The sequence below is a fragment of the Amycolatopsis japonica genome (assembly GCF_000732925.1).
In the GTDB taxonomy this organism is placed as follows: Bacteria; Actinomycetota; Actinomycetes; order Mycobacteriales; family Pseudonocardiaceae; genus Amycolatopsis; species Amycolatopsis japonica.
In genome coordinates, this window is sequence record NZ_CP008953.1 from 3,348,634 (window position 1) to 3,372,773 (window position 24,140).

Sequence of the window (24,140 nt, forward strand, 5' to 3'; positions counted from 1 at the left end):
TGAGCCAGGACACGTCGCCAGGAGGTCCGTGTGGTGGAGTTCGTTCGAGAAGCCGATTTCGTCGCGCTCGGTGGCACCGTCCTCACCCTGGACGCGGCGGGGAGACGGGTGCGCGCGCTGGCCGCGAGCGGCGGCCGGATCACCGCGCTGGGTTCCGAACGGGACATCTCCCGGCTGATCGGCCCGGAGACCACCGTGCTCGACCTTGCCGAGCGCACGGTTATCCCCGGTTTCGTCGAATCCCACAACCATCCGGCGTTCTTCGGGATGACGCTGGCCGCGCCGGTCGACGCCGGCAGCCCGCCCAACGACACCATCGCCGACATCGGGGGCCGGGTCGCGCAGGCGGCGAAGGAGCTGGGCCCGGGGGAGTGGATCCGGGGTTTCCGGTACGACGACACGTTGCTCGCGGACGGCCGTCATCCGACCCGCGCGGACCTCGACCCCGTCTCCGGTCGCAATCCCGTGGTGCTGACCCATGTTTCCGGTCATTTCTGCACCGCGAACTCGCTCGCCCTGCGCGAGGTCGGGATCACCGCCGAGACCCCGGACCCGCCCGGCGGGCTCATCGTGCGTGACGCCCGTGGGGAGCCGACCGGTGTGCTCGTGGAGACGGCGGCCTTCCTCGTCACGTCCCGGCTGCCCGGGCAGAGCGCGGACGAACTGGCCAACGCCCTCCTCCTGGCGGACGAGGAGTATCTCGCCAACGGCGTGACCTCCGTGCACGACACCGGGATCGGGCTCATCGGCGGAGCGGCGGAACTGGAGGCGTACGCGCTGCTGAGGCGCGCCGGGAAGCTGCGGGTCCGGGTGCGCGGCTACCTGTTCGACGGTCTGCTGCCCGGCCTCGACGAAGGCCACCCGGAACCGCCGGAAGCCTCTGCGGACGACAAGTTCGCGATGACGGGGGTGAAGATCGTCGCGGACGGCTCGATCCAGGGCAAGACCGGCTGTCTCGCGGAGGGCTACACCTGTGCTCCGGACGAGCACGGCATGATGCTGCTCGAATCCGCCGACCTCGGCCGCCGGATCGCCGCGCTCGACGCGGCGGGCTGGCAGGTCGCCGTGCACGGCAACGGGGACGCGGCGATCGACGCGATCATCGACGGCTACTCACGGCTGGGCTCGCCGCGGGGGACCGGCAGGCGGCACCGGATCGAGCATTGCCAGACGGTGCGCGAAGACCAGCTGGACCGGATGGCCGCCCACGATGTCCTCGCGTCGTTCTTCATCAAGCACGTCTACTACTGGGGAGACCGGCATCGCGACGTCTTCCTCGGGCCCGAGCGGGCGCGACGGATCAGCCCGCTGGTCTCGGCTCGCTCGCGTGGAATCCATTTCGGACTGCATTCGGACACCCCGGTGACACCGGTGCCGCCGCTGGAGGGGATCTGGTGCGCGGTTCGCCGGATCACCAGGCAGGGCAAGGTACTCGGCCCCGAACAGGCAGTGGACGTCGACGCCGCGTTGCGCGGCTACACGATCGACGCCGCCTACCTCGCAGGCGAGGAAGACGTCAAAGGCAGCCTGGAGATCGGGAAACTCGCCGATCTCGCGGTGCTGTCCGGCGATCCCACCGCGGTCGACCCCGACCGGATCCGCGAGCTGACCGTGGACGCCACCGTCAGCGGCGGCGAGATCGTCTGGCGGCGCGAGACGACGGGAGCACGACGATGATCCGCAGCTGGCCGAGTGTCCTCATAGGACTATTCGTCCCCGCTTTCGCCCTGCTGGCGGGAATTCTGCTCCTGTCCGGATCGACGGCGTCGGTGCTGGGCATCCCGGTGCTGTTCTTCTGGGTGTTCTGCTGCTGCCCGCTGACCACCCTGTGCCTGTGGATCAGCTGGCGTTTCTTCGACCGCGCCCACTACCCGGAGGACGACTGATGCTGATCGCGATCGTGGCGGTGGTGATGGCGGGCTCGATCGGGCTCGCGGTGTGGGCCGGACGGTCCACGCGCGGCGGCGGGATCTCGGAATTCCTCGTCGGCGGCCGGTCCTTCCCGGCGTGGCTGGTGTACTTTCTCGCGGTCGGCGAGGTGTACAGCATCGGGACGATGATCGGGTTCCCGAGCGGGATCTACGCGCACGGCGCGAGCTACGGGATCTGGTTCCTCGGGTACATCCTGCTCGCGTACTCGCTGGGCTACTTCCTGGCCCCGCTGGTGTGGCGGGCGGCGAAACGGTACGACGCGATGACCGTGCCCGACGTGTTCGGACGGCATTTCGGCAGCAGGCGGCTCGAGCTGATCACCTGCGTGACGATGCTGATCGCGCTGGTCCCGTGGGGGCAGTACCAGTTCATCGGGCTCCAGGTGGTGCTGAGCAATCTGGGGCTGCGGCTGGATCCGGTGCGAAGCGTGGTGCTGGCGGGCATCGTGGCGTTCATCTACATCGCCGTCTCCGGCGTGCGGTCGCCCGCGTTCGTCTCGATCCTCAAGGATTTCTTCATGCTGCTCGGCGTCGTGCTCGTCGGGGTGGCGGTCGTGATCGCCGCCGGCGGTACCGCGAAGGTCAGCGGACCCGAGGTGCTCAGCGCGGCGCAGACCACGATGGGCGGCTCGGAACTGACGTTCGCGATGACGACGATCCTGTTCCAGAGCATCGTGTTCTATCTCGGCTTCGGTGGCGCGTACGTGTTCCCGGCCCGCTCCGAACGCGCGGTGAAGAGTTCGACCGTGTGGATGCCGATGTACATGCTGATCTACCCGTTCCTGGTGCTGGCCGCGTACTACGGCGTGCGCGCACATCCGGACCTGAAGAACCCGAACACGGTGTTCATGGTGACCGCCAAGGGTTTGCTGCCCGACTGGCTGCTCGGACTCGTCGCCGCCGGCGCCGCGCTCTCCGGTGTGCTGGTGCTCGCGGCGACCGCGCTCACCATCGGCGGCATGGTCTGCCGCAACCTCGCGCCGAACGTCCCGGCCGCGGCGCAACGGCGGTGGACGGTCGTCGCGGTGGCGAGCTTCCTGGTGCTGGCGGCGGTCCTGACCCTCGTCGCGTCGACGTTGATGCTCACGATCCTGAACCTGACCTACAACCTGCTGGCCCAGGTCGTCCCCGGCTGGCTCGCGATCCTCTTCGTGCGCCGGGTGCGAACGGCCGCGGTCGCCGCCGGGATGGTCGCCGGAGTGTTGACCGCGATCGCCCTGTACGTCACCGGCGCGACTTTCGGCGGCTTCAACGCGGGTCTGGTGTCGCTCGGGGTGAACCTGGCCGTGGTGGTGGCCTGGAGCCTGGTGAAACCGGACGTGGCGCGGACGCCGGTGGCGCGATCGGCCGAGAGTGCCCCGGCCGCCGAGGCGGTCCCGTCACTCAGCACGTGACCAGAGACGGAACTCGCGTGATCGAGGATGGAACTCGCGTGATTGGAGGCGGAACTCGCGGGTCATCCGCCCGGAATCACGCGAGATCCGGGTCCAGTCACGCGAGATCCGGCTAGCTTGACCGGGTGCGCCATGAGCGCAGGGCGAGGCGCCGCGTCGCGGGCCGGACCTCCTCGATCACTTGACTCCCGTACACCGCCGTCGCGACCGAGCGTTTCAGGTCGCGGCACCGCCTGAGGACGTGGGGCGGGAACCCGGTACCGGTCGGCCGGTCCGGAGTTCCGCCCTCCTCGGCGTCGAACGACGTCCAGCCCGAGCCGAGGTCGATGAGGCTGCGGTGCTTGGTCGTGTAGTACCCGCGCGACACGCTGAACGCGAGACCGCTCGCGCCGGCCGCGGCGGCGACGAGATGCAGGTGGTAGCGGCTGGAGATCCAGGTCTGCCCGGGCGCCAGCGGCAGGCCGTGGCGCCAGATGTCGCGGAACGGGTGGAATTCGGCACCGGCGAGTTCGTGTTCCAGCAGTGCCGGAACGGCGCGGTCGACGCGGGGAATCCCTTCGACGACGGCGAGTTGCTCCGGGTGGACTTCCCAAGCCCGCAACAAACCCAGCACCTGGGCGGCCAGCACGGACGGCTCGAAGGCACCGATGTCGGATTGGACGCACAGCACGAATTCGCGCGCCTGCGCGGTGGGTCTCTGCTCGGGTGGTTCCAGGAAGACGTCGTCGCACGTGCGGACGACCCCGGGCAGCAGTGCGGCCGACGGATCGTCGCGGACGTCGACGACGTCGAAACGGTCGGCGAGCGAGCGGAGGAGATCGGTGGCTCCGGGCGGGAACGGCGTCAGGCCCTGCCCGGTCATGGCGGTGCGGGCCCCCGACCGCCGGGCGGCGGCCGCGGCGCCCGCGAGCAGCCCGATGTGCCGCGGCCACAACGCGTTGAGGTAACCGCCGCCGATCAGGTGCAGCACGTCGGTCCGGCCGAGCAGGTCGATGCCCGCGTCCCAGCGTGGCGCGAGCCCGGGGTCGTTCACCGCCGACTGCACCCAGTTCGCGACCTCCCACGGATCGTCCGACGGCGCTTCGCCGCACAGCCGCCACAAGGTGTCCGTGCATCGGAGGCGCGGGTGCAGATCGTTCAGCAGCAGTTGCGCGGGCCCCGGTGAGTGGGTGTCGAGCCAGACGTCCGCCTCCGGCTCGGTCCGTGCCAGATACCGGAGCCAGGTCGCCGCGATCAGCTCGTCGCCGAAATTCGGAAAACCGCTCGGGCCGATCAGATAGTGACAACGGCGGGGACGCGGCGCGCGGGCGGGGGATTCGCTTCCCCCGCCCGCGCTTCCGTCGAAGGTCACTGCGCGACGGTGATCTGCGTGTCCAACGCCTTGTCGCCCTGCGCCTTTTCGTTGCCGGTCGCCTCGGTCTTGACGCGGTCCTTGGCCACGCCCGCTCCTTCGAGCGCGGCGGCGATCGCTTCCGCCCGCTTTTCGGAAAGAGCCTTGGACTTTTCCGCGTCGGGGTAACCCGCGTGCGTGGCAATGGCGATCTTGACGTCGTTGCCCTGCATGGCCTTGGCGATTTCACCGAGGGCCGATTTGCTCTTTTCGGACAGTTCCGCACTTTCCGTGGTAAAGGTGATCGGTGACTGCTGCAGCGCCTGCTGGATCGCGGCGGTTACCTTCTGGGCCGCCTCGCCGCCGGCCTGGCCCGCGTCTCCGGTTCCCGCTCCCGACGAGGCCGAGGCGTCGGCGCCGGAGGACGGCGCGCCCGCCGCACTTGAAGCGGTTCCATTCGTGCCAGAAGACCCAGCCGCACCGTTTTCGCCTTCGGAGCCGCACGCGGCCACGAGGCCGGCCACGATCGCCACGCCCGTTACCGTTCGGGCAATTGTCCTGCGCATGAAGTTCGAACTCCCTTTGGCCGTCTCCGCATTGGCTGACGCCAGGGATACGAACACGAAAGGACTAAAAGCGCCAACCGCGAGCGAGTGTGCTCCTCGGTCGCCCTCCGTGGCCGAAGCGCGGATAAATCGCTTCGACCAGGAAACTCGTTACAGTCATGGACCGATGAAGAGATCGGCAAGTCCACCCGAGTGAGCGACCGTGAGTGTCGTCTCTTCCCGGTCGAGGCGGATTTTCCTTACCTGGTCGAAGGAAATCGCGCCGGACTCACCCACCCGTCGTCCCCGAGTTGCCCCGCGACGCGAATGCACTTTGATGGAAGTCAGGCGCCGGATCGACGGCGTACCGAAAAGTGAGGAGTTCTCATGGGTATCGACTTCGAAGGTATGAAGGACAAGGTGAGCGGGGAGCACGTCGACAAGGCCGCCGACTTCGCGAAATCCCGCTTCGGTGAACACTCCGACAAGATCGACTCGGCCGCCGACAAGGCGAAGGACTACCTCGGTGAGTCCGGCGGCGAGCAGCAGAACGAAGGCCAGCAGGATTCACCGCAGGGCCAGTAATCCGAGGACGTCCCGGAACGGCGCGTACCCGGACGTGACCGAAGTGTCGAGCACTCGCGAGCGGCGGTAGAAGGGGCTGAGGTCGAGACCGACGCCGACCCCACGGATCTCGACGGTGCTTTCCTCCCGCAGCACCGTTTCCCGCAGATGCTCGTCCAGGTAATGCGGATCGTTCGCCAGGCTCGTCGCGCTGTCCATGGGGCTGCCGTCGGAGAGGACGAGCAGGATCCGGCGTGCTTCGGGTCGCGCGCGCATCCGGGCGCAGGCCCAGGCCACCGCCTCGCCGTCGATCCCTTCGCGGAACAGATCGGCTTTCAGCAGCGCGGCGAGATCGGGCCGTGCCCGGCGCCACGGCGTCTCGGCGGCCTTGAACACGAGGTGGAGTCGTTCGTTGAGCCTGCCGGGATGCCGTGGCCGTCCGGCCCGGATCCAGTCCCGCCGTGGCCTGCCCCCGTTCCAGCCGCCGGTGGTGAACCCGAGCACTTCGCAGGTCGCCCCGGCGAGTTCGATCGAGCGCGCGAAGAGGTCGACCAGCGCGGCGACGGGTTCCGCGTGCGCGGTCATGGAACCCGAGCAGTCGATCAGGAACGTCACGAGTGTGTCCGCCACCGGTTCGATCCGCTCGGTGCGGAAGATCCTCCGCTCCGTGGGGGAACTGATCAGCTGCGCCAGGGTCCGGCCGTCGAGGAGGCCTTCCTCCTGCGCGCCGTCCCAGCCGTCGCGCGCCGGTTCGGCGAGCACCGCCTTGAGGTCGCGTGCCAGCCGGCCCGGCCCGACGCCCTGCCTGCCGACACGCCGGTCGAGCCGCTCGCGGAGTTCGGCGAGCATCGCGGGGCGCACCAGGTCCGACACCCGTTGTTCACGGTCGTACGCGGTGGTGTGAATCCGGTACGCCGCACCGGATTCACCCAACGTCCGGCTGGTGCCCGCGGTCGCGACGGGAATCTGTTCGCCGTGACTCTTGTCGAAGTCGATCACGAGGCTGAACCGCGGGTCGGTGGGGTCACTCTCGTTCTCGGCGTCCTGCTCGGTCCCGGCGAGCAGCCCGCCGGCCGTCCGGGCGATCGCCAGCGCGTGTTCGGCGAACGCCTTCTGGTCCGTCCGGTGCCGTCGAAGCCCGGCGAGGTCGTGACCGAGCGAAGGCGCCAGCGCGAATCTGGTCGCTTCGATGAGATCCTCGGTCTCCTCGACCACCGGCTCGCCGGTGATCCGCGACCGGCAGATCTGCGCGACGGTGTACAGGAGCAGCCCGCGGGCGGTCTCCGTCAGCCCGGACCGGTGGAACTCCAGTGACCAGCGCAGATGACGCAGTCGCAGGTTCCGTCGCATGCCCGGCATGTCCGCGGGCGGGAGCGACTCGACGCGGAACTGTTCCAGTAGCTCGAAAATCCCGCGCTCGGCCGGATCGCTCGGGCTCAGGCCACGGTGCAGCGCGGCGTCCGAGACGGTGAGACGCAAGGCCATCCCGTCCGCGATCCCGCGGGACGACACCAGATCGTCGTCGGCGGACTGACGCAGATGCGGCGCGTGCAGGGGGAGCGGCTCGCGTCCCCGATGCAGCCGCCGCGCCCGGAAATGCAGGGCCGGGTCGCCGCTGAGCGCCCGGACCGCGGCCGCGCACAGTTCCTCGACCTGGTTGCGGCGCCGGATTTCCGCCTGCCCGGCGGTCATGCCGAGAGCAGGTGGAGCTCGTCGTCGAAGCAGCGCTGGAAGTACTCCGCCACCAGGTCGAGCTCGGCTTCGTCGCATTTGTTCACGAAGGACAGCCGGAAGGCCGTCGCCGGATCACCGAAGATCTCGATGTTCTCCGCCCAGGTGATCACCGTGCGCGGGGACATCAAAGTGGACAGATCACCGGCCTGGAAACCCTTGCGGGTCAAGGCGGCCACCGCGACCAGGGACGCCGCCAGGGATTCCGGGATGCCGGGCACCCTGGCCCGCACGATCGCGATCTCTTCGGCTGCGGGCAGGTAGTTCAGCGACGCCACGATGTTCCAGCGGTCGATCTGCGCGTGGTTCAGCCGCTGCGCGCCGTGGTAGAGCCCGTTGAGATTGCCCAGCCCGACCGTGTTGGCGGTGGCGAACAACCGGAACGACGGATGCGGCCGCAGCACCCGGTTCTGATCGGTGAGGGTGAACTTGCCGTCGCGTTCGAGGACCCGTTGCAGCACGAACATCACGTCCGGGCGTCCCGCGTCGTACTCGTCGAGCACCAGCGCGACCGGCCGCTGCAACGCCCACGGGAGGATGCCCTCCTGGAACTCGGTGACCTGCTTGCCCTCGCGCAGCACGACCGCGTCGCGGCCGACGAGGTCGAGTCGGTTGAGGTGACCGTCCAGGTTGACCCGCACGCACGGCCAATTGAGCCGCGCGGCGACCTGTTCGATATGGGTCGACTTCCCGGTGCCGTGCAGCCCCTGCACCAGCACGCGGCGGTCGCGGGTGAACCCGGCGAGCAGCGCCAGCGTCACGTCCGGGTTGAAGCGGTACGCCTCGTCGACCTCGGGGACGTGCTCGGTGCGTTCGCGGAACGCGCCGACGACGAGATCCGAATCGATGCCGAAGACGTCACGTACCGGGAGCCGAAGCTCGGGGATCATGAGAACTCCTTACGACGGAACACTTTCCGGTTCGGACCCGCCCTCGACGTCGACGCGGCTGATCGCCTCGGCCGCGCGCTGAAGCGCAGGGAGCGTCTGCAGGGCCTTGTCCGGCGTCAGCCGCATGACCGGCGCCTGCACGGCGACGCAGAGGTTGGCGCGCCCCGGCACGAGGACCGCGACGCACACCAGGCCGGGCAGGAACTCCTCGTCGTCGAGGGCGAACCCGTCCCGGCGGATGCGGGTGAACTCGGCCTCGAGCGCGTCGAGGTCGGTGATGGTCTTGTCGGTGTACCGCTTGAGCGGCGCGTGCGCGAGCAGCTTCCGCCGCTGCGACGGGCTCATCTGCGCGAGGATCATCTTGCCGCTGGCCGAACAGTGGATCGGCACCCGCGAGCCCGGCCGGAGGTAGAACCGCAGCGGCTCCGGGGTTTCGACTCGGTCGAGGTACACGATCTCGTTGCCGGACAAGGTGGTCACGTTGCAGCTCTCGCCGAGTTCGTCGACGAGGTGACGCAGGACGGCGTGCCGGGCGCCGTGGTGGGTGGCGTTGAGGAGCAGGTTCTCCGCGAGCCGTCGCAGCCGGTGGCCGGTGCCGTAGTGGCGTCCGTCGGCCTGCCGGATCAGCAAGCCGGCTCCTTCCAGCTGCTGCAGCATGCGGTGCAGGGTCGGTTTCGGCAGGCCTGTCTCCTCGACGAGACCCTGCAGGGAGACCAGCTGGTCCTTGGCGGCGATCAGTTCGAGCAGGGAGAACAGCCGCATGGTCGGCGTGTCCCCGTTGATCGGATCGGGTTCGCGAAGCAGCTCCATGTTCCGAAAAGTAGCACACGGCGTCTCGGTTTCCAGAATCCGACGTTGACGCTGGACGGTTGGCGTCCTATCGTCGGTCGCATCCTGATTTCAGGAACGCCACGTACCGATTTTTGTAAATCTCGCCTGTCGAAGGAGCGGAACATGACGGAACGGAAGACGGGTGACGGCCGCGTGGTCGTCAGCGGCCGGAAGAAGATGACCCCGTCCGAGGCCTTCGTCGAGACGCTCGTGGCGAACGGCGTCACCGACATCTTCGGCATCATGGGGTCGGCGTTCATGGACGCGATGGACATCTTCGCGCCGGCGGGCATCCGGCTGGTACCGGTGGTGCACGAGCAGGGCGCCGGGCACATGGCCGACGGCTACGCCCGGGTGAGCGGCAGGCACGGCGTCGTCATCGGGCAGAACGGCCCGGGTATCAGCAACTGCGTGACCGCGATCGCGGCCGCGTACTGGGCGCACAGCCCGGTCGTCATCGTGACGCCGGAAGCGGGCACCATGGGCACCGGCCTCGGTGGCTTCCAGGAGGCCAACCAGCTGCCGATGTTCCAGGAGTTCACCAAGTACCAGGGGCATGTCAACAACCCGAAGCGGATGGCCGAGTACACCGGCCGCTGCTTCGACCGCGCCCATTCGGAACTCGGCCCGACGCAGCTCAACATCCCGCGCGACTTCTTCTACGGCGAGATCGAGGCTGAGATCCCGGAACCCGCCCGGCTCGACCGCGGCCCCGGCGGCGAACGGAGCCTCGACGAGGCCGCCGCGCTGCTGGCCACGGCGGAGTTCCCGGTGATCATCTCCGGCGGCGGCGTCGTGATGGCCGACGGCGTCGAAGAGTGCAAGGCGCTCGCCGAACGCCTCGGCGCGCCGGTGGTGAACAGCTACCTGCACAACGACTCGTTCCCGGCGAGCCACCCGCAGTGGTGCGGGCCGCTGGGATACCAGGGTTCCAAGGCCGCGATGAAGCTCATCTCGCAGGCGGACGTCGTGATCGCGCTCGGTTCGCGGCTCGGCCCGTTCGGCACCCTGCCGCAGCACGGCATGGACTACTGGCCCAAGGACGCGAAGATCATCCAGATCGACGCCGACCACAAGATGCTCGGCCTGGTCAAGAAGATCACCGTCGGCATCTGCGGTGACGCCAAGGACGCGGCGGTCGCGCTGACCAAGCGGCTGGCGGACCGGACGCTGGCCTGTGATTCCACAAAGGACGCTCGCGCGGCGAAGATCAAGGCGGAGAAGGACGCGTGGGAGGCCGAGCTCGACGCCTGGACGCACGAGACCGACCCGTTCAGCCTCGACATGATCGCGGAGCAGGACGGCGAGGAGGGCAACTGGCTGCACCCGCGGGAAGTGTTGCGGGAACTGGAGAAGGCCATGCCGCCGCGGGTGATGGTGTCGACCGACATCGGCAACATCAACTCGGTCGCGAACAGCTATCTGCGCTTCGAGGAACCGCGCAGCTTCTTCGCGCCGATGAGTTTCGGTAACTGCGGATACGCGCTGCCGACCATCATCGGCGCCAAGGCCGCGGCCCCCGACCGGCCCGCGATCTCCTACGCCGGCGACGGCGCGTGGGGGATGAGCATGGGCGAGATCATGACCGCGGTCCGCCACGACATCCCGGTCACCGCGGTGGTGTTCCACAACCGGCAGTGGGGCGCGGAGAAGAAGAACCAGGTCGACTTCTACAACCGCCGGTTCGTCGCGGGCGAGCTGGAGAGCGAGAGCTTCGCGGGCATCGCCAAGGCGATGGGCGCGGAAGGCATCGTCGTGGAGAAGCTCGACGAGGTCGGCCCCGCGTTACAACGCGCCGTCGAGGCGCAGATGAACGAGGGCAAGACCACCGTCGTCGAGATCATGTGCACCCGCGAGCTGGGCGACCCGTTCCGCCGCGACGCGCTGTCGAAGCCGGTGCGGTTCCTGGAGAAGTACAAGGACTACGTGTAGGGCTCGTTTTGCGCGTGAAGGCCGCCTTTCCTCGGCTGAGCCGGGGGAAGGGGGCCTTCACGCGCGTCGGGGAACACAGGCGCGGCGGTGTGTGCAAAAGCGTGACTCGCGTGATCAGGGACGTGACTCGCGTGATTGGGGGCCGCACTCGGGGAGTTCCGTCTCTGATCACGCGAGATCCGCCTTCGATCACGTGAGTGCGGTGCCGAGTCTCTCGTCCGTGAAGGCCTCCTTGAGGGACTCTGGGTCCCTCAAGGGGGCCTTCAGTTGTGTACTTACGTCCGACCTGCGTGGGAGCGAGAGTCCGGTTGTCGTCGAGGGATGACGATGAAGGAATTGGGACGTTGAGTGTCCCGATTCCTTCATCGTCGCGGTGGCCGTCCTGGTCGTGAACCTTGATCGTGCCGGTCACGCCCCGGGGCGGACGACCGAGTGGGGAAGATCCTGGACGTTGGACGGCCGGAATCCTCCCCGCTCGGCCCCGGCCACACCAGCGGGTCAGCGAATACGGGTTCACCAAGGAGGCCTTCACGGACTTGCGGGTCTCCACTCACGACCAACTGGACCCATCGAACGTCGCCGCTCTGGTGCTGGGCCGGTGCCAGCCGGGTTGCGAAAGTCAAAGCACAGACTCGTGTCTCGAAGGAGGTCTCCGGTGGACGTCACCCAGCTGCGAGCGCAGGCTCGACGGCATCTCGGCCCGCACTTCACCCGCAAGGACACCTGGGCCTCGGATTTCCCGGTGTTCGTACGCGGCGAGGGAAGCTACCTGATCGACACCGAAGGACGCCGTCATCTCGACGGGCTCGCCGGGCTCTTCTGCGTCAACATGGGCCACGGGCGGGCCGACATCGCCGCGGCCGCCGCCGACCAGGTCGGCACCCTGGCCTACGCGAGCAACTGGGGCTCGGCACATACGCCCGCGATCGAGGCCGCCACGTTGCTGGCCGAACTGGCGCCGGGCGACCTCGGGACGACGTTCTTCGTCAACTCCGGCTCGGAGGCGGTCGAAACGGCGCTCAAATTCGCCCGGCAGTATCACCGCAGCCAGGGACAGCCCGAGCGGACGAAGATCATCAGCCGCGACATGGCCTATCACGGCACCACCATCGGCGCCCTTTCGGTGACCGGGCTCGCGAAGATCAAGGAACCGTTCGGCCCGCTCATGCCCGGCGTCCGCCACGTACCGAACACGTTGGGGCTGCGGGGAGACTGCGGTCCAGCGTCCGAATTGGACTGTGTCGCGGCGATCGAGCGGGTCATCCTCGAAGAAGGGCCGGAGACCATCGCGGCGCTGTTCGCCGAGCCGGTGCAGAACGGGCGCGGCGCTCTGGTCCCGCCGAAGGGGTACTGGCCCGCTTTGCGCGCCCTGTGCGACAAGTACGGCATCCTGCTCGTCTCGGACGAGGTCATCTGCTCGTTCGGCAGGCTCGGGCACTGGTTCGGGCACGGGATCACCGGCGTCGTGCCGGATCTGATCACCTTCGCCAAGGGATCGACGTCGGGGTACGCGCCGCTCGGCGGGGTGATCGTGCGCGAGAAGCTGGTCACCGAGCTGTACGACTCGCCGAAGGGCGGCGTCTTCACTCACGGCGCCACCTGGGGCGGGCATCCCGTCGCCACCGCCGTCGCGGTCGCGAACCTCACCGCGATGCGGGACGAGAACGTGCTCGGCAACGTCCTCACCGAGGGCCCGGAACTGTTCGCCGCGCTGAACTCCCTCAAGTCCGCGCACCGCTGCGTCAAGGACGTCCGCGGCACCGGGTTCTTCTACGCCATCGAACTGATGGCCGACCGTGACAGCGGCCGGGAGCTGACCGAGGCCGAATCGCTGAAGGTACTTCGCGAGGTGCTTCCGGAGGCGTTCCGGCGCACGGGCGTCATCCTCCGCGGCGACGATCGCGGCGCGACGATGCTGATGATCTCCCCGCCGCTGGTCGCCGACCGCGAGGTGCTCACCGAACTGCTGCACGGCGTCGACGCGATGCTCAACGACGTCGAGAAGGCCGTCCAGCCCTGAACCAGCCCTTTTCACCCGGTGGGGGTCGCCGTCCTGCGGCGGCCCCCGCTTCGTACGTGGAGGTACTTCGATGAGCTTGACCACCGTGGTCACGCCGGACGCGACGCTCGACAGATGGCGGAAGGCCTTGCGCGGCCGGAATCTCCGCGTCGCCTTGCCGGACGGCGACGACGACCGCGCCGTCCGGGCCGCGCTGGCGCTCCGGGACGAAGGTGTCGTACGGCCGTTGCTGTTCGGCGACGGGGCGCGCCTGCGCGCGGCGGGAGCCACGGACGACTTGATCGTGGACGTCGCGGAAACCCTTGCCGACGACCGGACCGAGGCCGCGCTGGCGGCGGGATTCGCGCGGCACCCGGAAAAGCTCGCCGCCGCCCGGCGCGATCCGGTGTTCGTGGCGGCCGCCGCCCTGCGAACAGGCAAGGTGGACGCTTGCGTCGCCGGGGCGACACGGCCGACCGCCGACGTCCTGCGCGCGGGTTTGCGGGTCGTGGGGCTCGCCCCGGGTGTGTCCACTTTGAGCAGTTGCTTCCTGTTGCTGCTGCCGGACGGGCGACGGCTGACCTTTTCGGACTGCGCGGTGGTGCCCGAGCCGGGCGCGGCGCAGCTGGCGGACATCGCCCTCGCCGCCGCGGCGACCCACCGCGGTCTGACCGGGGAGGACCCCGTCGTCGCCATGCTGTCGTTCAGCACGCAGGGGAGTGCCGACCATCAGCGGGTCGAGGTCGTCCGCGAGGCGACTTCGCTGGTGCGGCAGCGGGAACCCGGTCTTCCGGTGGACGGTGAACTGCAGTTCGACGCCGCGCTGGTGGCGTCGATCGCGGCGGCCAAGGCGCCCGGTTCCGCGGTCGCCGGCCGCGCGAACGTCCTCGTGTTCCCGAATCTGGACGCGGGCAACATCGGCTACAAGATCGCCGAACGGCTCGGCGGCGCCGTCGCGCTCGGCCCGATCCTCCAGGGCCTCGCGGCGCCGCTCAACGATCTCTCGCGCGGCTGCTCGGCGTCCGACATCGAGACGCTCGCCCTCTTGACCGCCGTCCAAGCTAGCCGAGCAGCGCGAGGGTGACGTAGGCGATGGTGCCGACGAGCAGCGTGGAGAGCAGGCCGAGCAGCAGCGCCCGGCCACCGGTGCGGACCAGCGTGCCGATCCGGACCGCGCAGCCCAGCCCGAAGAGCGCTCCGGCCAGCAGCAGCGTGCAGACGACCTTGGCGACGTCGAGCGCCACGCCGGGCAGGATCCCGGTGCTCCGCACCACCACCATCGCCAGGAAACCGAGGACGAACAGCGGGACCAGCGGGGCGCGCTTCCCGGCGGCGGACGGGCGGCGCCGCCGTTCGTGCACGCTGACCGCGGCGACCATCGGCGCCAGCAGGACGACACGGCTCAGCTTCACCACCACGGCGACCGCGACGGCGGCGGTCCCGGCCGGGGTGGCGGCCGCGACGACCTGGGCGACCTCGTGCACGCCCAATCCGGCCCAGCCGCCGATCCGCAGCGCGTCCATCCCCAGCCATCCGCCGATGAGCGGGACCGCCGCGATCGCCAGGCCGCCGTAGAAGGTGACCAGTGCGACCGCGGTCGCGACGTCGGAGTCCTCGCGTTCGACGACCCCTTCCATCGCCGCGATCGCCGACGCGCCACAGATCGAGAAACCGGTCGCGACCAGCATCGCGAGTCCCCGCGGAACACCGATCAGCCTGCCGAGCCCGATCGTGCCGAGGAACGTGAGGCCGACCGTCAGCACCACCGCGAGCAGCGTGCCGGGGCCGAGGGAAAGCACCGAAGGGAGCGCGAGTTGCAGACCGAGAAGGACGACACCGGCACGCAGGAGCTTCTTCGTCACCTTCGCGATCGCTTGCCGGGTGCCGTCCGAGAGCACCGGCAGCGAGCCGGCGAGCACCCCGAGCACGACCGCGAGCGTGAGCGCGCTCAGCACGGGAACGGCGGTGCTCAGCAGGTACGCGACGACCACACCGAGGGCGGTGACGGCCAGACCGGTGAGGTGCGGCTTCGTTCGCCGCGCAGACGTGGTGCTCATACCGACGAGCGTCGTCCGGAAAGGACAGCGCCGGTAGCCGGGAGAACGACGGATAGGTCATGCACTTTGGCTATGACAGCCCCGGAGCTGGACTCCTTGCGCCTGCTGGTCCTCGTCGGCGAATTGGGCAGTATCGGTCAGGCCGCCGTCGCACTCGGGATGACGCGGCCGTCGGCGGGCAAACGACTGTCCTTTGTGGAACGAAGGCTGGGTCTGGTGCTGGTGGACCGGACCCGTCGCGGTTCCGCGCTCACCCCGGACGGCCGGGTGATCGCGAGCTGGGCGCGGCGCGTGCTCGCCGAACTCGACGGACTGCTCGATGGCGCCGAAGCCCTGCGGAACCGGCACGAGAACGGGCTCCGGATCGCGGCGAGCATGACGCCGGCCGAGCATCTGGTCCCACGCTGGATCGGCGAACTCAACCGCGCTCACCCCGGGCTCCACCTCGGCCTGGAGGTCACGAACTCGGATCGGGTCGCCGGACTTGCCCGCGAGGGCAAGGCCGACATCGGCTTCGTCGAATCACCGGGCCCCTTCACCGGGCTCACGTCGCGGAAGGTCGCCGTGGACCATCTCGTGGTCGTGGTCGACCGCACCCATCCTTGGGCGCGCGAACGCCGTCCCCTGACCCCGGCGGAGCTGGCGGCCACGCCGCTCGTGGTGCGGGAACGCGGCTCCGGAACCAGGGAGACCGTCGACCTCGCGTTGCGCGTGGCCGGCGTGGGACCGGTGAAACCGTTGCTGGAACTGGGTTCCGCCTCCGCCGTCCGCAGCGCCGTGGTGGCGGGCGCTGGTCCCGCGGTGATCAGCGCCCTGGACGTCGCGGACCACGATCTCGTGCCCGTCGCGGTGAACGGTGTCGACTTCGGACGGGTGCTGCACGCGGTCTGGCCGGAGGGACGGCGCCTCACCGGTCCGGCGGCGGAACTGCTGGCCTTGGCCGGGCGACGCTCGTCCCGAGAGTGATCTGGACCCCTTTCCCACATCGTAACTGGCACTCGCCCCTGGCCCGACTTGTTCCTACGGTGACCGGAACCACAATGGAGCTCCCAGCGCCACCGCTCCGGCGGTGCGTGCGAGAAGGAGGAGACGTGACTTCAACGTCCGGTCCCGCACAGAGCAGCGGCCTGAAACCAGGGCTCAAACAGCGACATATGAACCTGATCGCCCTCGGCGGCGTCATCGGCGCCGGGCTGTTCGTCGGCAGTGGCGTGGTCATCCAATCGGCGGGCCCGGCGGCGGTGGTCTCGTTCCTCATCGCCGGTCTGATCACCGTGCTCATCATGCGCATGCTCGCGGAGATGACGATCGCCAAACCCGCGCTCGGGTCGTTCTACGTCTACGCCAGGGAGGCGCTCGGCAATCGAGCGGGCTTCGCCGTCGGCTGGATGTACTGGTACTTCTTCGTCATCGTCGTGGCGGTCGAAGCCGTCGCGGGCGGCCGGATCCTGCAGCTGTGGGTACCCGACGTGCCACTGTGGGTGCTCAGTCTCGGCCTGCTGCTGATCCTCACCGGTACCAATATGGTCTCGGCGCGGTCCTACGGCGAGTTCGAGTACTGGTTCTCGTCGATCAAGGTCGTCGCGATCGTCGTGTTCCTGGTCGTCGGCGCCCTGTACCTGTTCGGTTTCTGGCCGGGTGCCAACGGCGGCCTGACGAACCTGGTGTCCCACGGCGGGTTCGCGCCACTCGGGATCGGCGCGGTACTCGCGGCGGTGGTGCCGTGCATCGGGTTCTACACCGGCGCGGAGATCGTCACCATCGCCGCCGCCGAATCCGCGGAGCCGCAGAAGGCGGTCGCGAAGGCCATGCGCTCGATCATCTTCCGCGTGGTGCTGTTCTACGTCGGTTCCGTGTTCCTCGTCGTCGCGATCAAGTCCTGGGACGATCCGGCGACGGCGGTCAGCCCGTACGCGGCGGTGCTGGAGGTGCTCGGCATCCCGGCCGTGGCGACGATCATGAACGCGATCGTCCTGACCGCGGTGCTCTCGTGCCTGAACTCGGCCCTGTACACCTCGTCGCGGATGTTGTTCGCGCTGACCAGCAACGGCGACGCGCCGAAGGCGTTCACCCGCCTTTCCGGCAGCGGCGTGCCGAGGCGCGCGATCCTGGCCGGGACGGTCATCGGATACGTCTCCGTCATCGCCGCCTACACCTCGCCGGACCTGATCTTCCAGTTCCTGGTCAACTCCTACGGCGCCGTCGCGCTGTTCGTGTACCTGTCTATCGCGCTCGCGCAGGTGCGGCTCCGCCGTCGGCTGGAGCGGGAGGATCCGGACAAGCTCACGCTCAAGATGTGGCTGTTCCCGTGGCTGAGCTACGCGACCATCGCGCTGATGGGCGGCGTGATCCTGGCGATGGCGCTGCTGCCGTCGACCCGGTCGCAGTTCTGGCTGAGCGCCGTGACGCTCGCGCTGATCCTCGTCGGGTTCGAAATCCGCAGGCGGCGCGGCAAGCCGGCGGTTCCGGCCGCGCCCGTCGATCCGGTCCCGGACGAACCCCAGCGTGCCCCGGCCACCGTCCGGGAGTGACCCTGGACGGGCTGAAAGCGTCCTTCGCCGCGTCTGATGCGGCGAGGGACGCTTTGTCATCGGCTCACGGCGATTTCCCTTGTCACACTTGAGAGTTTCTCGGGATTGCGGACGTGGTAGGCGCCGGTGACGTAGCCGTTTTCGACCCGCACCGCCAGCACACCGTCGATCTCGCCGCCGATCCGGATGAGCAGGCCGGGTCCGCCGTTGACCTGGACCGGTTCGACGGTCCGTTCCGCCCCGCGTTTCCACCACCCGACGGCCAGCAGCCGCGCCACTTCGTCCGCGCCGACGACCGGCCGCGGCAGGGCGTGCTTGATCCCGCCACCGTCGCTGAGGGCGACGACGTCCGGCGCGAGGATGTCGAGCAGCCCCTGCAGATCACCGGTTTCCACCGCGGCCTGGAACGCCTGGAGCGCGGCCCGGTGCTCGGCCGGGGAGCCGGTGCCGCGCGGTTTGCGCGCGGCGACGTGGGCCCGCGCCCGATGAGCGATCTGCCGCACGGCGGCGGGAGTCTTGTCGACGGCCTGGGCGATTTCGTCGTAGTCGACGGCGAAAACCTCTCGTAGCACGAAGACCGCCCGCTCGGTCGGCGCGAGGGTCTCCAGCACGAGCAGCATCGCCATCGAAACGCTCGCGGCCAATTCGACGTCCTCGGCCACGTCCGGTGTGGTCAGCAGCGGTTCGGGCAGCCACGGCCCGACGTAGGACTCCTTGCGGCGGCCGAGCGTCCGCAGGCGTTTGAGCGCCTGCCGCGTCGTGATCCGGACCAGGAACGCGCGCCGGTCCAGCACCGTGTCGAGTTCGACGCCAGACCAGCGCAGCCAGGTCTCCTGCAGGACGTCCTCGGCGTCGGTGGCCGAACCGAGCATCTCGTAGGCCACGGTGAACAGCAGATTGCGATGGGCCACGAACGTTTCGGTCGCCGGATCCAGGACGCCGGGTGTCTCGTGCTGTTCGCTCATCGCTGGTTTCCCCCGTTCGTGTTTGTCCCTACGATCCCGGCCGCCGCCGGTTTGTGACACCCGGGAGTGGTGGCCTGCGCCACACGGCGGACTTGTCACACCGGGCCTGCCGCCGGGATCTCTTGCTCGTCACCAAGCGACAGACGAGTGAGGAAGTCCCGATCATGTCCACAACTTCGGCGAAGGGTCCGCGGTCGCGGATGCCCAATCCGCTCCCGTTCGTGCCCGAGCTGGCGGAAGTCGGCGCGGGCCTGCACAAGGTCATCAAGAACGGCACCATTCCCGCGACCACGGTCAGCCTGGTGCAACTGCGTGCCGGGCAGCTGCTCGGCAGCACGTATTTCGTCGTCCGTGAAACGCGCGTGCTGCGAGAGCTCGGTGAATCCGAGGAGCGGATCGCCTCCGTGGTCACCTGGCGCGACGCGACCTGCTTCACCGATGCCGAACGGGTCGCGCTGGAGCTGGGGGAAGCCGTGTTCACCGCCAGTCCGTCGGGGGAGCGCGTTCCCGACGAGCTGTACGCCAGGGCGTCCGCGCACTACGACGACAAGGCGCTCTGGACGCTCGTCATGGTCATCGCCCACATCGGGTTCTTCGCCCCCGCCGCGCTCATCGCGAAGCCGATCCCGGGGATGCCGCCCGGCCGCAACTACACCGACTGACCTTCCACCTTCACGAAAGGCCTGAAAAATGAGCAAATTCGCAGTGGCGGGAGCGACCGGGCGGCTGGGACGCCACGTCGTCGACGTCCTCACCGAACGCGCGCACGAAGTCGTCCCGATGTCCCGGGCCACCGGCGTGGACATCATCACCGGTGAAGGGCTCGCCGAGGCGCTCACCGGGGTGGACGTCATCATCGACGTCGCTTCTTGGCACGCTTCCGACCAGGAGGCGGCGACGGAGTTCTTCCGTACCTCGGCCCGCAAGCTGCACGAGGAAGGCAGGCGGGCCGGAGTCGGCCTGATCGCCGCGGCGTCCATCATCGGCGTCGACAACGCCACCACCGGTTTCCTCGCCGCCAAGAAGGAGCACGAGGAGTTCCTCTCGGCCGGGCCGCTGCCGGTCCGTCTTCTGCGGGCGGCTCAGTTCCACGAGTTCGTGCTCCAGCTGCTCGACTGGCGGCGAGACGACGTCGCTTATGTGCCGGCTGTGCCCACTCAGCTCGTGGCTTGCCGCGCGGTGGCCGAGGAGCTGGCCGATCTTGCGGCCGCTCCGGCCGCATCGGGAGCTCCGATTCCGGAGATCGCCGGGCCACGCGAGGAGATCATGGCGGAGGCGGCCCGGCTCGCCGGTGACGCCCGGGGGATCAAAGTCGTCGGCATCGACGCGGCGGACGTGCCCGACGGCGAGATCGCCGCCAAGGGCGGGTTCCTGCCCGGCCCGCACGCCAAGCTGGCCGGCCCCACCTTCCAGGAGTGGCTCGAAACCGGTTCCTGACCTACTTACAGTATGTTCAGAACATGGTGAAAATGAGCGAGGTGCTCCGAAAGGACGGCTACGAGCTGCGGTACGGCGATCTGGCGGGGGAGCGGCGGCCCGTCGTCTTCACCCACGGCGCCGGGATGGATCACCGGATGTTCGACGCGCAGGCGCACGCCCTGCACGACGCCGGTCATCGGGTGATCAGCTGGGATCAACCCGCTCATGGGGAGTCGAGCCTCCTGCCGGGCACGCGGTTCAGCGCGGCTCTCGCGCTCGACTCCCTCCACTCGCTCCTCGACCACCTCGGGCTCGAACGCCCGGTCCTGATCGGACACTCACTCGGCGGGAATCTCTCCCAAGCGCTCGTCCGCCGTTTCCCGGACCGCGCTTCGGGCCTCATCGTCGTGGATTCGACGTGGAACGAAGGCCCGCTGACCGCCGCCGAACGGCTTCTGCTGAAACTCGCCGCGCCCTCACTGGCGCTCATCCCCGCCGGGCGTTTGCCGGGACTCATGGCCCGCGCGTCCGCCGTGACCCCGGCGGGGATCGCCGAATGCGAGGCGACGTTCGCGCGGATGCCCAAACGCGTCTTCCTCGACGTCTGGCGGGCCACGGTGTCGCTCGTCGACCCGGATCCGGGCTACCGCACGCCCGTTCCGCTCGCCCTCGTTCGTGGTGAAGACGACCGCACCGGCAACATCGCGACCGCGATGCCCCGCTGGGCGAAGGCCGAAGGCGTGGCCGAACACGTCATCCCCGGTGCCGGGCACGTCGTCAGCGCGGACGCGGGGGAGGCGACCACCAAGATCATCGCGGCCATCGTCGAGGGCTGGAGTGCACCGGGTCCCGCGTGCCTCCCCTAGACTTCGGCGGTGATCGCATCATGGGGGCTCGACGGCGCGCTCGAAATCGGGATCGCCGCGTTCTGCGCGGGCGAAGAACCGCCGAGCGACGACGTGTTCTGGGAACGGCTGACCGGCGCGGGAGTGGAGCCGTGGCTGGCCGAGCGGCTGCTCGTCTTTTTGCCGATGGCCTACGTCCGGCGATTGCTGCCGGACGTCACGTATCCGGACACCGTGCGCGACTCCCGCGGGCAGGTCTTCCTCGCACAGGAGCCGGTCTTCGTGGCGGCGTACGAGCGTGCCCAGTACGCGACCCGTGCGGAATTCGAGCGGATCGCGTTCCGCAGCAGCACGTTCGCCGTGATCAACGAGGCGCTGAACGCCGGATCGCAGCTCGCGGACCTGGAACTCGGCGAACCCGTGTTGTTCAAGGATCTGGAACCGGTCGTCGAGGGCGACGGCGGTGTGCCTTCACCACAAGCGGTATACGAGTCTTTGCTCAGCGAGCACGGCGTCCTGCTGGGCGATGACGCTCGTGTCGATACGAAACTCGTCGTGCACCCCACCTCGGAAGGCAAGGTGATGGCTCAGGTCGACTTCGCCGTGTCGCATCCCGCGCTGGCCGAGCCGTGGCTCGTCGAGAGCTTCGCCGGGTTCGGCACCACTTGGCGTGAAGCGATCGGCCAGGCGGTGAACAAGTTCAGCCTCGGGTCGTTGCATCCGATGGTCAACGGGTTGCTGTCGCCCGGCGCCGCGGCCGATCAGGTCGACCGCGAGCGGTACGACCATCCGGACGGTCCGTTCGAACTGGTGCTGGGTGCGCAGATCACCCTGTTCGCCGAGAACGTGCCTTCCGTCGAACCGTTGCTCGACCGGTTGCTGGAAGCGTTGCGCGCGGAGAAGCTCAGCCGGAAGGTGCACGGGCTCCGGTTGTTCGTCGCGCACAACGAGGGCGCGTTGCTGAACAACGAAGTCCTGCTGGACAGCCGACCGTGGTCCGGCGGTGAAGCGGTGGTGGCGGATCATCCGGCGCTGGTCGCCGAGGGACGGGTCGCGACGCGGGTGTTCGGGTTACTCGTGCCCATCGACGCCTAGTGCAGGTCGGCTCCACGGGTTTCGGCGCTGAGGAGCAGGGCGACGACGGTGACGGCGATCGTCCCCACGAGGTACAGCACGACCGCCGTGGGGCCCTGCTTTTCGGCCAGCCACACCGCGATGAGCGGCGCCGGCGCACCGGCGATGATCGAAGATCCTTGGAAGACCAGGGAAGCGCCGGCGAAACGGCGGCGCGTCGGGAAGAGTTCGGCGATCCAAGCCGCTTCCGGCCCGGCGAGGAGCCCGTGCAGCGCGGCGCCGACGCCGACACCGAGATACAGCAGAGGCAGCGCGTCGGCCTGGACGATCGCGAAGAAGACCGGCGCCCAGGCCGCGAGACCGAGCGCGGGGACCAGCATCGCGGTGCGCCGCCCGACGCGGTCGGACCAATGGCCGCCGGCGAGCATCCCCGCGAATTGCAGCAGCGACCCGATGGCGACGGCGAGGAGCACGTCGGCTTTGTCGTAGCCGAAAGTCTTTGTGGCGTAAGCGACCACGAAGACGGTGTAGACGTAGAAGGCCACGTTTTCGCCCAGCCGCACGCCGAGACCGCGCAGGACGGGACCGGGGTGGGCGAGCGTTTCGAGGATGCTCGACCGCTCGCGGACGGTCTCCGCGGAAGCCGAGGCCCGTGCCTGCGCTTCCTGGAACACCGGGGATTCGTCGATGCGGCGCCGGATCCAGAAGCCGATGGCCAGGAGCGGGATAGCGAACAGGAACCCGACTCGCCAGCCCCACTGGTCGAAGGCGTTGTCGGGGAGGATCAAGGCGATCCCGCCGACCACGGCCGTGGCCAGCACCGTGCCCAGAGGCGCTCCCGCCTGCGGCCACGCCGACCAGAACCCACGCCGTTTCGGACTCCCGTATTCGCTGACCATCAGCACCGCCGCGCCGAACTCGCCGCCGAGGGCGAATCCCTGGATCAGCCGCAGCACGACGAGCGAGATCGTCGCCCCGATCCCGACCTGCGAATAGGTGGGGAGCAGCCCGATCGCGGAGGTCGACAGCCCGAGTAGCAGGAAAGTGGTCACCAGCATGGGTTTGCGCCCGAGGCGGTCGCCGAGATGCCCGAAGACGATGCCGCCGATCGGGCGGGCGACGAAGCCGAGCCCCTGCGTCGCCAGCGCGAGCAGCAACTGGGCGAATCCGTTGCCACCGGGGAAGAACAGCGGGCCGAGCACGGTGGCCGCCAAGATCCCGTAGAGCGCGAAGTCGTACCACTCGAGCACGGCGCCCGCGGTACTGCCCGCCAGGACCCGCCGGAACGCCGACCGGCTGACACTCGAATCGGCCGTCGCGCGCGAGGCGGGCACGTTCGTCACTTTCGCTCCTCGTCTTCGGCCGATTCCGCCGAGGCGTCCGATAATCGGACAGCCTGAGACGCTATCCGGACACGTAGGAACATAGACCGCGTCGGCTGGATCGCGCAATCGCCGATGTCGAGATGGCCGGGCCGGCTCCGACTCTTCGATGAACGCGCCCGGATCGCGGCGCCACGGAGACGAAGGAGGCCTTGCGATGAGCAAGGTGGTGCTGGACGTATCGATGTCGCTGGACGGTTTCACCGCCGGGCCGAACGTGCGGGCCGACGAGCCGATGGGGGACGGCGGCGAACGGCTGCACGAGTGGATGGCGGGCGAGGGAGCCGACGCCCGTGCCGTCGAGGAGGTGAACGCGATCGTCGGGGCCACCGTCATCGGGCGGCGCACCTTCGACCTCGGCCTGCGTCCGTGGGGCGGTACGCCGTGGCCCGGCGTGCCGAGTTTCGTGGTGACCCACCGGATCGAGGAAGACTTCCGCGGCGACAACGGCGGGACGTTCTCCTTCGACGGACTGGAGGCCGCGGTCCGGCGGGCCACGGAAGCCGCGGGAGACAAGGATGTCCTGGTAATGGGCGCGGACGTCGCCGGGCAACTGCTCGGCGCGGGCCTGCTCGACGAGGTCCATCTCCACATCGCCCCGGTGCTGCTGGGGCAGGGGACCGGGCTGTTCGGCGGGCGCGCCGGCGAGTTGGTGCCGAAGGGTGAACCTGTCGCGGGGGTCGCGACTCACCTGCGATTTCGGGTCGCCGGACGTTGACG

The 24,140-nt window shown here is 69.0% G+C and carries 22 protein-coding genes; 14 read left to right on the forward strand and 8 right to left on the reverse strand.

Annotated elements, in window-relative coordinates:
- The first annotated feature begins 30 nt into the window (after nt 1-30).
- From AJAP_RS15695 to AJAP_RS15705, 3 genes are read left to right on the forward strand one after another with little or no spacing between them, the layout of a single operon-like run.
- Nucleotides 31-1,677, forward strand: coding sequence for an amidohydrolase (locus AJAP_RS15695; protein WP_038512219.1), 1,647 nt, complete (start codon nt 31-33; stop codon nt 1,675-1,677).
- The gene (locus AJAP_RS15700) at nt 1,674-1,886 is read left to right on the forward strand and encodes a DUF3311 domain-containing protein (RefSeq protein WP_037339284.1); all 213 of its coding nucleotides are present in this window, start codon (nt 1,674-1,676) and stop codon (nt 1,884-1,886) included. Before AJAP_RS15695 ends, AJAP_RS15700 begins: the two co-directional genes overlap by 4 nt.
- Nucleotides 1,886-3,325, forward strand: a complete 1,440-nt coding sequence (locus AJAP_RS15705; RefSeq protein WP_038512221.1) for a sodium:solute symporter family protein — start codon at nt 1,886-1,888, stop codon at nt 3,323-3,325. The genes AJAP_RS15700 and AJAP_RS15705 overlap by 1 nt, the downstream gene beginning before the upstream one ends.
- 112 nt (nt 3,326-3,437) lie before the next feature.
- Here the strand turns inward: AJAP_RS15705 and AJAP_RS15710 are convergent, their stop codons facing one another.
- Together AJAP_RS15710 and AJAP_RS15715 are read right to left on the reverse strand one after the other, a co-directional pair.
- Nucleotides 3,438-4,676, reverse strand: a complete 1,239-nt coding sequence (locus tag AJAP_RS15710) for a polysaccharide pyruvyl transferase family protein (protein WP_051972462.1) — start codon at nt 4,674-4,676, stop codon at nt 3,438-3,440.
- The gene (locus AJAP_RS15715) at nt 4,673-5,188 is read right to left on the reverse strand and encodes an OmpA family protein (protein WP_084098171.1); all 516 of its coding nucleotides are present in this window, start codon (nt 5,186-5,188) and stop codon (nt 4,673-4,675) included. The genes AJAP_RS15710 and AJAP_RS15715 overlap by 4 nt, the downstream gene beginning before the upstream one ends.
- A gap of 399 nt (nt 5,189-5,587) precedes the next feature.
- Between AJAP_RS15715 and AJAP_RS15720 the strand changes: the two genes are divergently transcribed.
- Entirely contained in the window at nt 5,588-5,785 is a 198-nt protein-coding gene (locus tag AJAP_RS15720) for an antitoxin (protein WP_037339279.1), read from the forward strand.
- On the opposite strand, the gene AJAP_RS15725 is transcribed toward AJAP_RS15720, so the two are convergent.
- From AJAP_RS15725 to AJAP_RS15735, 3 genes are read right to left on the reverse strand one after another with little or no spacing between them, the layout of a single operon-like run.
- Nucleotides 5,768-7,456: a cobaltochelatase CobT-related protein gene (locus AJAP_RS15725; RefSeq protein WP_038512225.1), complete on the reverse strand. Its 1,689-nt coding sequence runs from the start codon at nt 7,454-7,456 to the stop codon at nt 5,768-5,770. The two genes, AJAP_RS15720 and AJAP_RS15725, sit on opposite strands and share 18 nt — an antisense overlap.
- A complete protein-coding gene (locus AJAP_RS15730) occupies nt 7,453-8,385 on the reverse strand; it encodes an AAA family ATPase (protein ID WP_038512227.1) in 933 nt (310 codons plus the stop codon). The genes AJAP_RS15725 and AJAP_RS15730 overlap by 4 nt, the downstream gene beginning before the upstream one ends.
- A gap of 9 nt (nt 8,386-8,394) precedes the next feature.
- Nucleotides 8,395-9,195 carry an IclR family transcriptional regulator gene (locus tag AJAP_RS15735; protein WP_038512229.1) on the reverse strand — a complete coding sequence of 267 codons (801 nt, stop codon included), beginning with the start codon at nt 9,193-9,195 and terminating at the stop codon, nt 8,395-8,397.
- Between the two features lie 144 nt (nt 9,196-9,339).
- Between AJAP_RS15735 and xsc the strand changes: the two genes are divergently transcribed.
- The 3 genes from xsc to AJAP_RS15750 all read left to right on the forward strand — a co-directional run bounded on the left by xsc (nt 9,340) and on the right by AJAP_RS15750 (nt 14,231).
- Complete coding sequence (gene xsc / locus AJAP_RS15740) at nt 9,340-11,148, forward strand: sulfoacetaldehyde acetyltransferase (protein WP_038512231.1); 1,809 nt, start codon at nt 9,340-9,342, stop codon at nt 11,146-11,148.
- Between the two features lie 655 nt (nt 11,149-11,803).
- Entirely contained in the window at nt 11,804-13,168 is a 1,365-nt protein-coding gene (locus AJAP_RS15745) for an aspartate aminotransferase family protein (protein ID WP_038512233.1), read from the forward strand.
- Nucleotides 13,169-13,238: 70 nt separating this feature from the next.
- Nucleotides 13,239-14,231 carry a phosphotransacetylase gene (locus AJAP_RS15750; protein WP_038512235.1) on the forward strand — a complete coding sequence of 331 codons (993 nt, stop codon included), beginning with the start codon at nt 13,239-13,241 and terminating at the stop codon, nt 14,229-14,231.
- Here the strand turns inward: AJAP_RS15750 and AJAP_RS15755 are convergent.
- Complete coding sequence (locus tag AJAP_RS15755) at nt 14,209-15,204, reverse strand: YeiH family protein (RefSeq protein ID WP_038512236.1); 996 nt, start codon at nt 15,202-15,204, stop codon at nt 14,209-14,211. The genes AJAP_RS15750 and AJAP_RS15755 overlap by 23 nt on opposite strands.
- A gap of 72 nt (nt 15,205-15,276) precedes the next feature.
- Here AJAP_RS15755 and AJAP_RS15760 point away from each other — a divergent pair, with 72 nt between their 5' ends.
- Complete coding sequence (locus tag AJAP_RS15760) at nt 15,277-16,170, forward strand: LysR family transcriptional regulator (RefSeq protein WP_038512238.1); 894 nt, start codon at nt 15,277-15,279, stop codon at nt 16,168-16,170.
- Between the two features lie 188 nt (nt 16,171-16,358).
- Complete coding sequence (locus tag AJAP_RS15765; RefSeq protein ID WP_038512240.1) at nt 16,359-17,735, forward strand: amino acid permease; 1,377 nt, start codon at nt 16,359-16,361, stop codon at nt 17,733-17,735.
- A 56-nt stretch (nt 17,736-17,791) separates the two neighbouring features.
- On the opposite strand, the gene AJAP_RS15770 is transcribed toward AJAP_RS15765, so the two are convergent.
- Nucleotides 17,792-18,700 (reverse strand): RNA polymerase sigma-70 factor, encoded by a 909-nt coding sequence (locus AJAP_RS15770; RefSeq protein ID WP_038512242.1) that lies wholly within the window; start codon nt 18,698-18,700, stop codon nt 17,792-17,794.
- Nucleotides 18,701-18,864: 164 nt separating this feature from the next.
- Between AJAP_RS15770 and AJAP_RS15775 the strand changes: the two genes are divergently transcribed.
- From AJAP_RS15775 to AJAP_RS15790, 4 genes are read left to right on the forward strand one after another with little or no spacing between them, the layout of a single operon-like run.
- Complete coding sequence (locus AJAP_RS15775; protein WP_038512243.1) at nt 18,865-19,362, forward strand: carboxymuconolactone decarboxylase family protein; 498 nt, start codon at nt 18,865-18,867, stop codon at nt 19,360-19,362.
- 28 nt (nt 19,363-19,390) lie between these two features.
- Nucleotides 19,391-20,137, forward strand: coding sequence for an SDR family oxidoreductase (locus AJAP_RS15780; RefSeq protein ID WP_038512245.1), 747 nt, complete (start codon nt 19,391-19,393; stop codon nt 20,135-20,137).
- A gap of 23 nt (nt 20,138-20,160) precedes the next feature.
- On the forward strand, nt 20,161-20,985 hold the full coding sequence (locus AJAP_RS15785) for an alpha/beta fold hydrolase (protein WP_038512248.1): 825 nt from the start codon (nt 20,161-20,163) through the stop codon (nt 20,983-20,985).
- Between the two features lie 9 nt (nt 20,986-20,994).
- Nucleotides 20,995-22,059, forward strand: a complete 1,065-nt coding sequence (locus AJAP_RS15790) for a DUF6348 family protein (protein WP_038512250.1) — start codon at nt 20,995-20,997, stop codon at nt 22,057-22,059.
- Here AJAP_RS15790 and AJAP_RS15795 read toward each other — a convergent pair.
- Nucleotides 22,056-23,381 (reverse strand): MFS transporter, encoded by a 1,326-nt coding sequence (locus AJAP_RS15795; RefSeq protein ID WP_084098173.1) that lies wholly within the window; start codon nt 23,379-23,381, stop codon nt 22,056-22,058. The genes AJAP_RS15790 and AJAP_RS15795 overlap by 4 nt on opposite strands.
- 196 nt (nt 23,382-23,577) lie before the next feature.
- Here AJAP_RS15795 and AJAP_RS15800 point away from each other — a divergent pair, with 196 nt between their 5' ends.
- Entirely contained in the window at nt 23,578-24,138 is a 561-nt protein-coding gene (locus tag AJAP_RS15800) for a dihydrofolate reductase family protein (RefSeq protein WP_038512252.1), read from the forward strand.
- Nucleotides 24,139-24,140 lie beyond the last annotated feature (2 nt).

What these genes read in the sequence shown, in the direction of transcription:
- AJAP_RS15780 (WP_038512245.1), top strand. Translation starts at nt 19,391, where the DNA reads ATGAGCAAATTCGCAGTGGCGGGAGCGACCGGGCGGCTGGGACGCCAC.
- AJAP_RS15730 (WP_038512227.1), bottom strand. Translation starts at nt 8,385, where the DNA reads ATGATCCCCGAGCTTCGGCTCCCGGTACGTGACGTCTTCGGCATCGAT.
- AJAP_RS15700 (WP_037339284.1), top strand. Translation starts at nt 1,674, where the DNA reads ATGATCCGCAGCTGGCCGAGTGTCCTCATAGGACTATTCGTCCCCGCT.
- AJAP_RS15775 (WP_038512243.1), top strand. Translation starts at nt 18,865, where the DNA reads ATGTCCACAACTTCGGCGAAGGGTCCGCGGTCGCGGATGCCCAATCCG.
- xsc (WP_038512231.1), top strand. Translation starts at nt 9,340, where the DNA reads ATGACGGAACGGAAGACGGGTGACGGCCGCGTGGTCGTCAGCGGCCGG.
- AJAP_RS15760 (WP_038512238.1), top strand. Translation starts at nt 15,277, where the DNA reads ATGACAGCCCCGGAGCTGGACTCCTTGCGCCTGCTGGTCCTCGTCGGC.
- AJAP_RS15800 (WP_038512252.1), top strand. Translation starts at nt 23,578, where the DNA reads ATGAGCAAGGTGGTGCTGGACGTATCGATGTCGCTGGACGGTTTCACC.
- AJAP_RS15755 (WP_038512236.1), bottom strand. Translation starts at nt 15,204, where the DNA reads ATGAGCACCACGTCTGCGCGGCGAACGAAGCCGCACCTCACCGGTCTG.
- AJAP_RS15770 (WP_038512242.1), bottom strand. Translation starts at nt 18,700, where the DNA reads ATGAGCGAACAGCACGAGACACCCGGCGTCCTGGATCCGGCGACCGAA.
- AJAP_RS15725 (WP_038512225.1), bottom strand. Translation starts at nt 7,456, where the DNA reads ATGACCGCCGGGCAGGCGGAAATCCGGCGCCGCAACCAGGTCGAGGAA.
- AJAP_RS15720 (WP_037339279.1), top strand. Translation starts at nt 5,588, where the DNA reads ATGGGTATCGACTTCGAAGGTATGAAGGACAAGGTGAGCGGGGAGCAC.
- AJAP_RS15785 (WP_038512248.1), top strand. Translation starts at nt 20,161, where the DNA reads ATGGTGAAAATGAGCGAGGTGCTCCGAAAGGACGGCTACGAGCTGCGG.
- AJAP_RS15750 (WP_038512235.1), top strand. Translation starts at nt 13,239, where the DNA reads ATGAGCTTGACCACCGTGGTCACGCCGGACGCGACGCTCGACAGATGG.
- AJAP_RS15735 (WP_038512229.1), bottom strand. Translation starts at nt 9,195, where the DNA reads ATGGAGCTGCTTCGCGAACCCGATCCGATCAACGGGGACACGCCGACC.
- AJAP_RS15765 (WP_038512240.1), top strand. Translation starts at nt 16,359, where the DNA reads ATGAACCTGATCGCCCTCGGCGGCGTCATCGGCGCCGGGCTGTTCGTC.
- AJAP_RS15705 (WP_038512221.1), top strand. Translation starts at nt 1,886, where the DNA reads ATGCTGATCGCGATCGTGGCGGTGGTGATGGCGGGCTCGATCGGGCTC.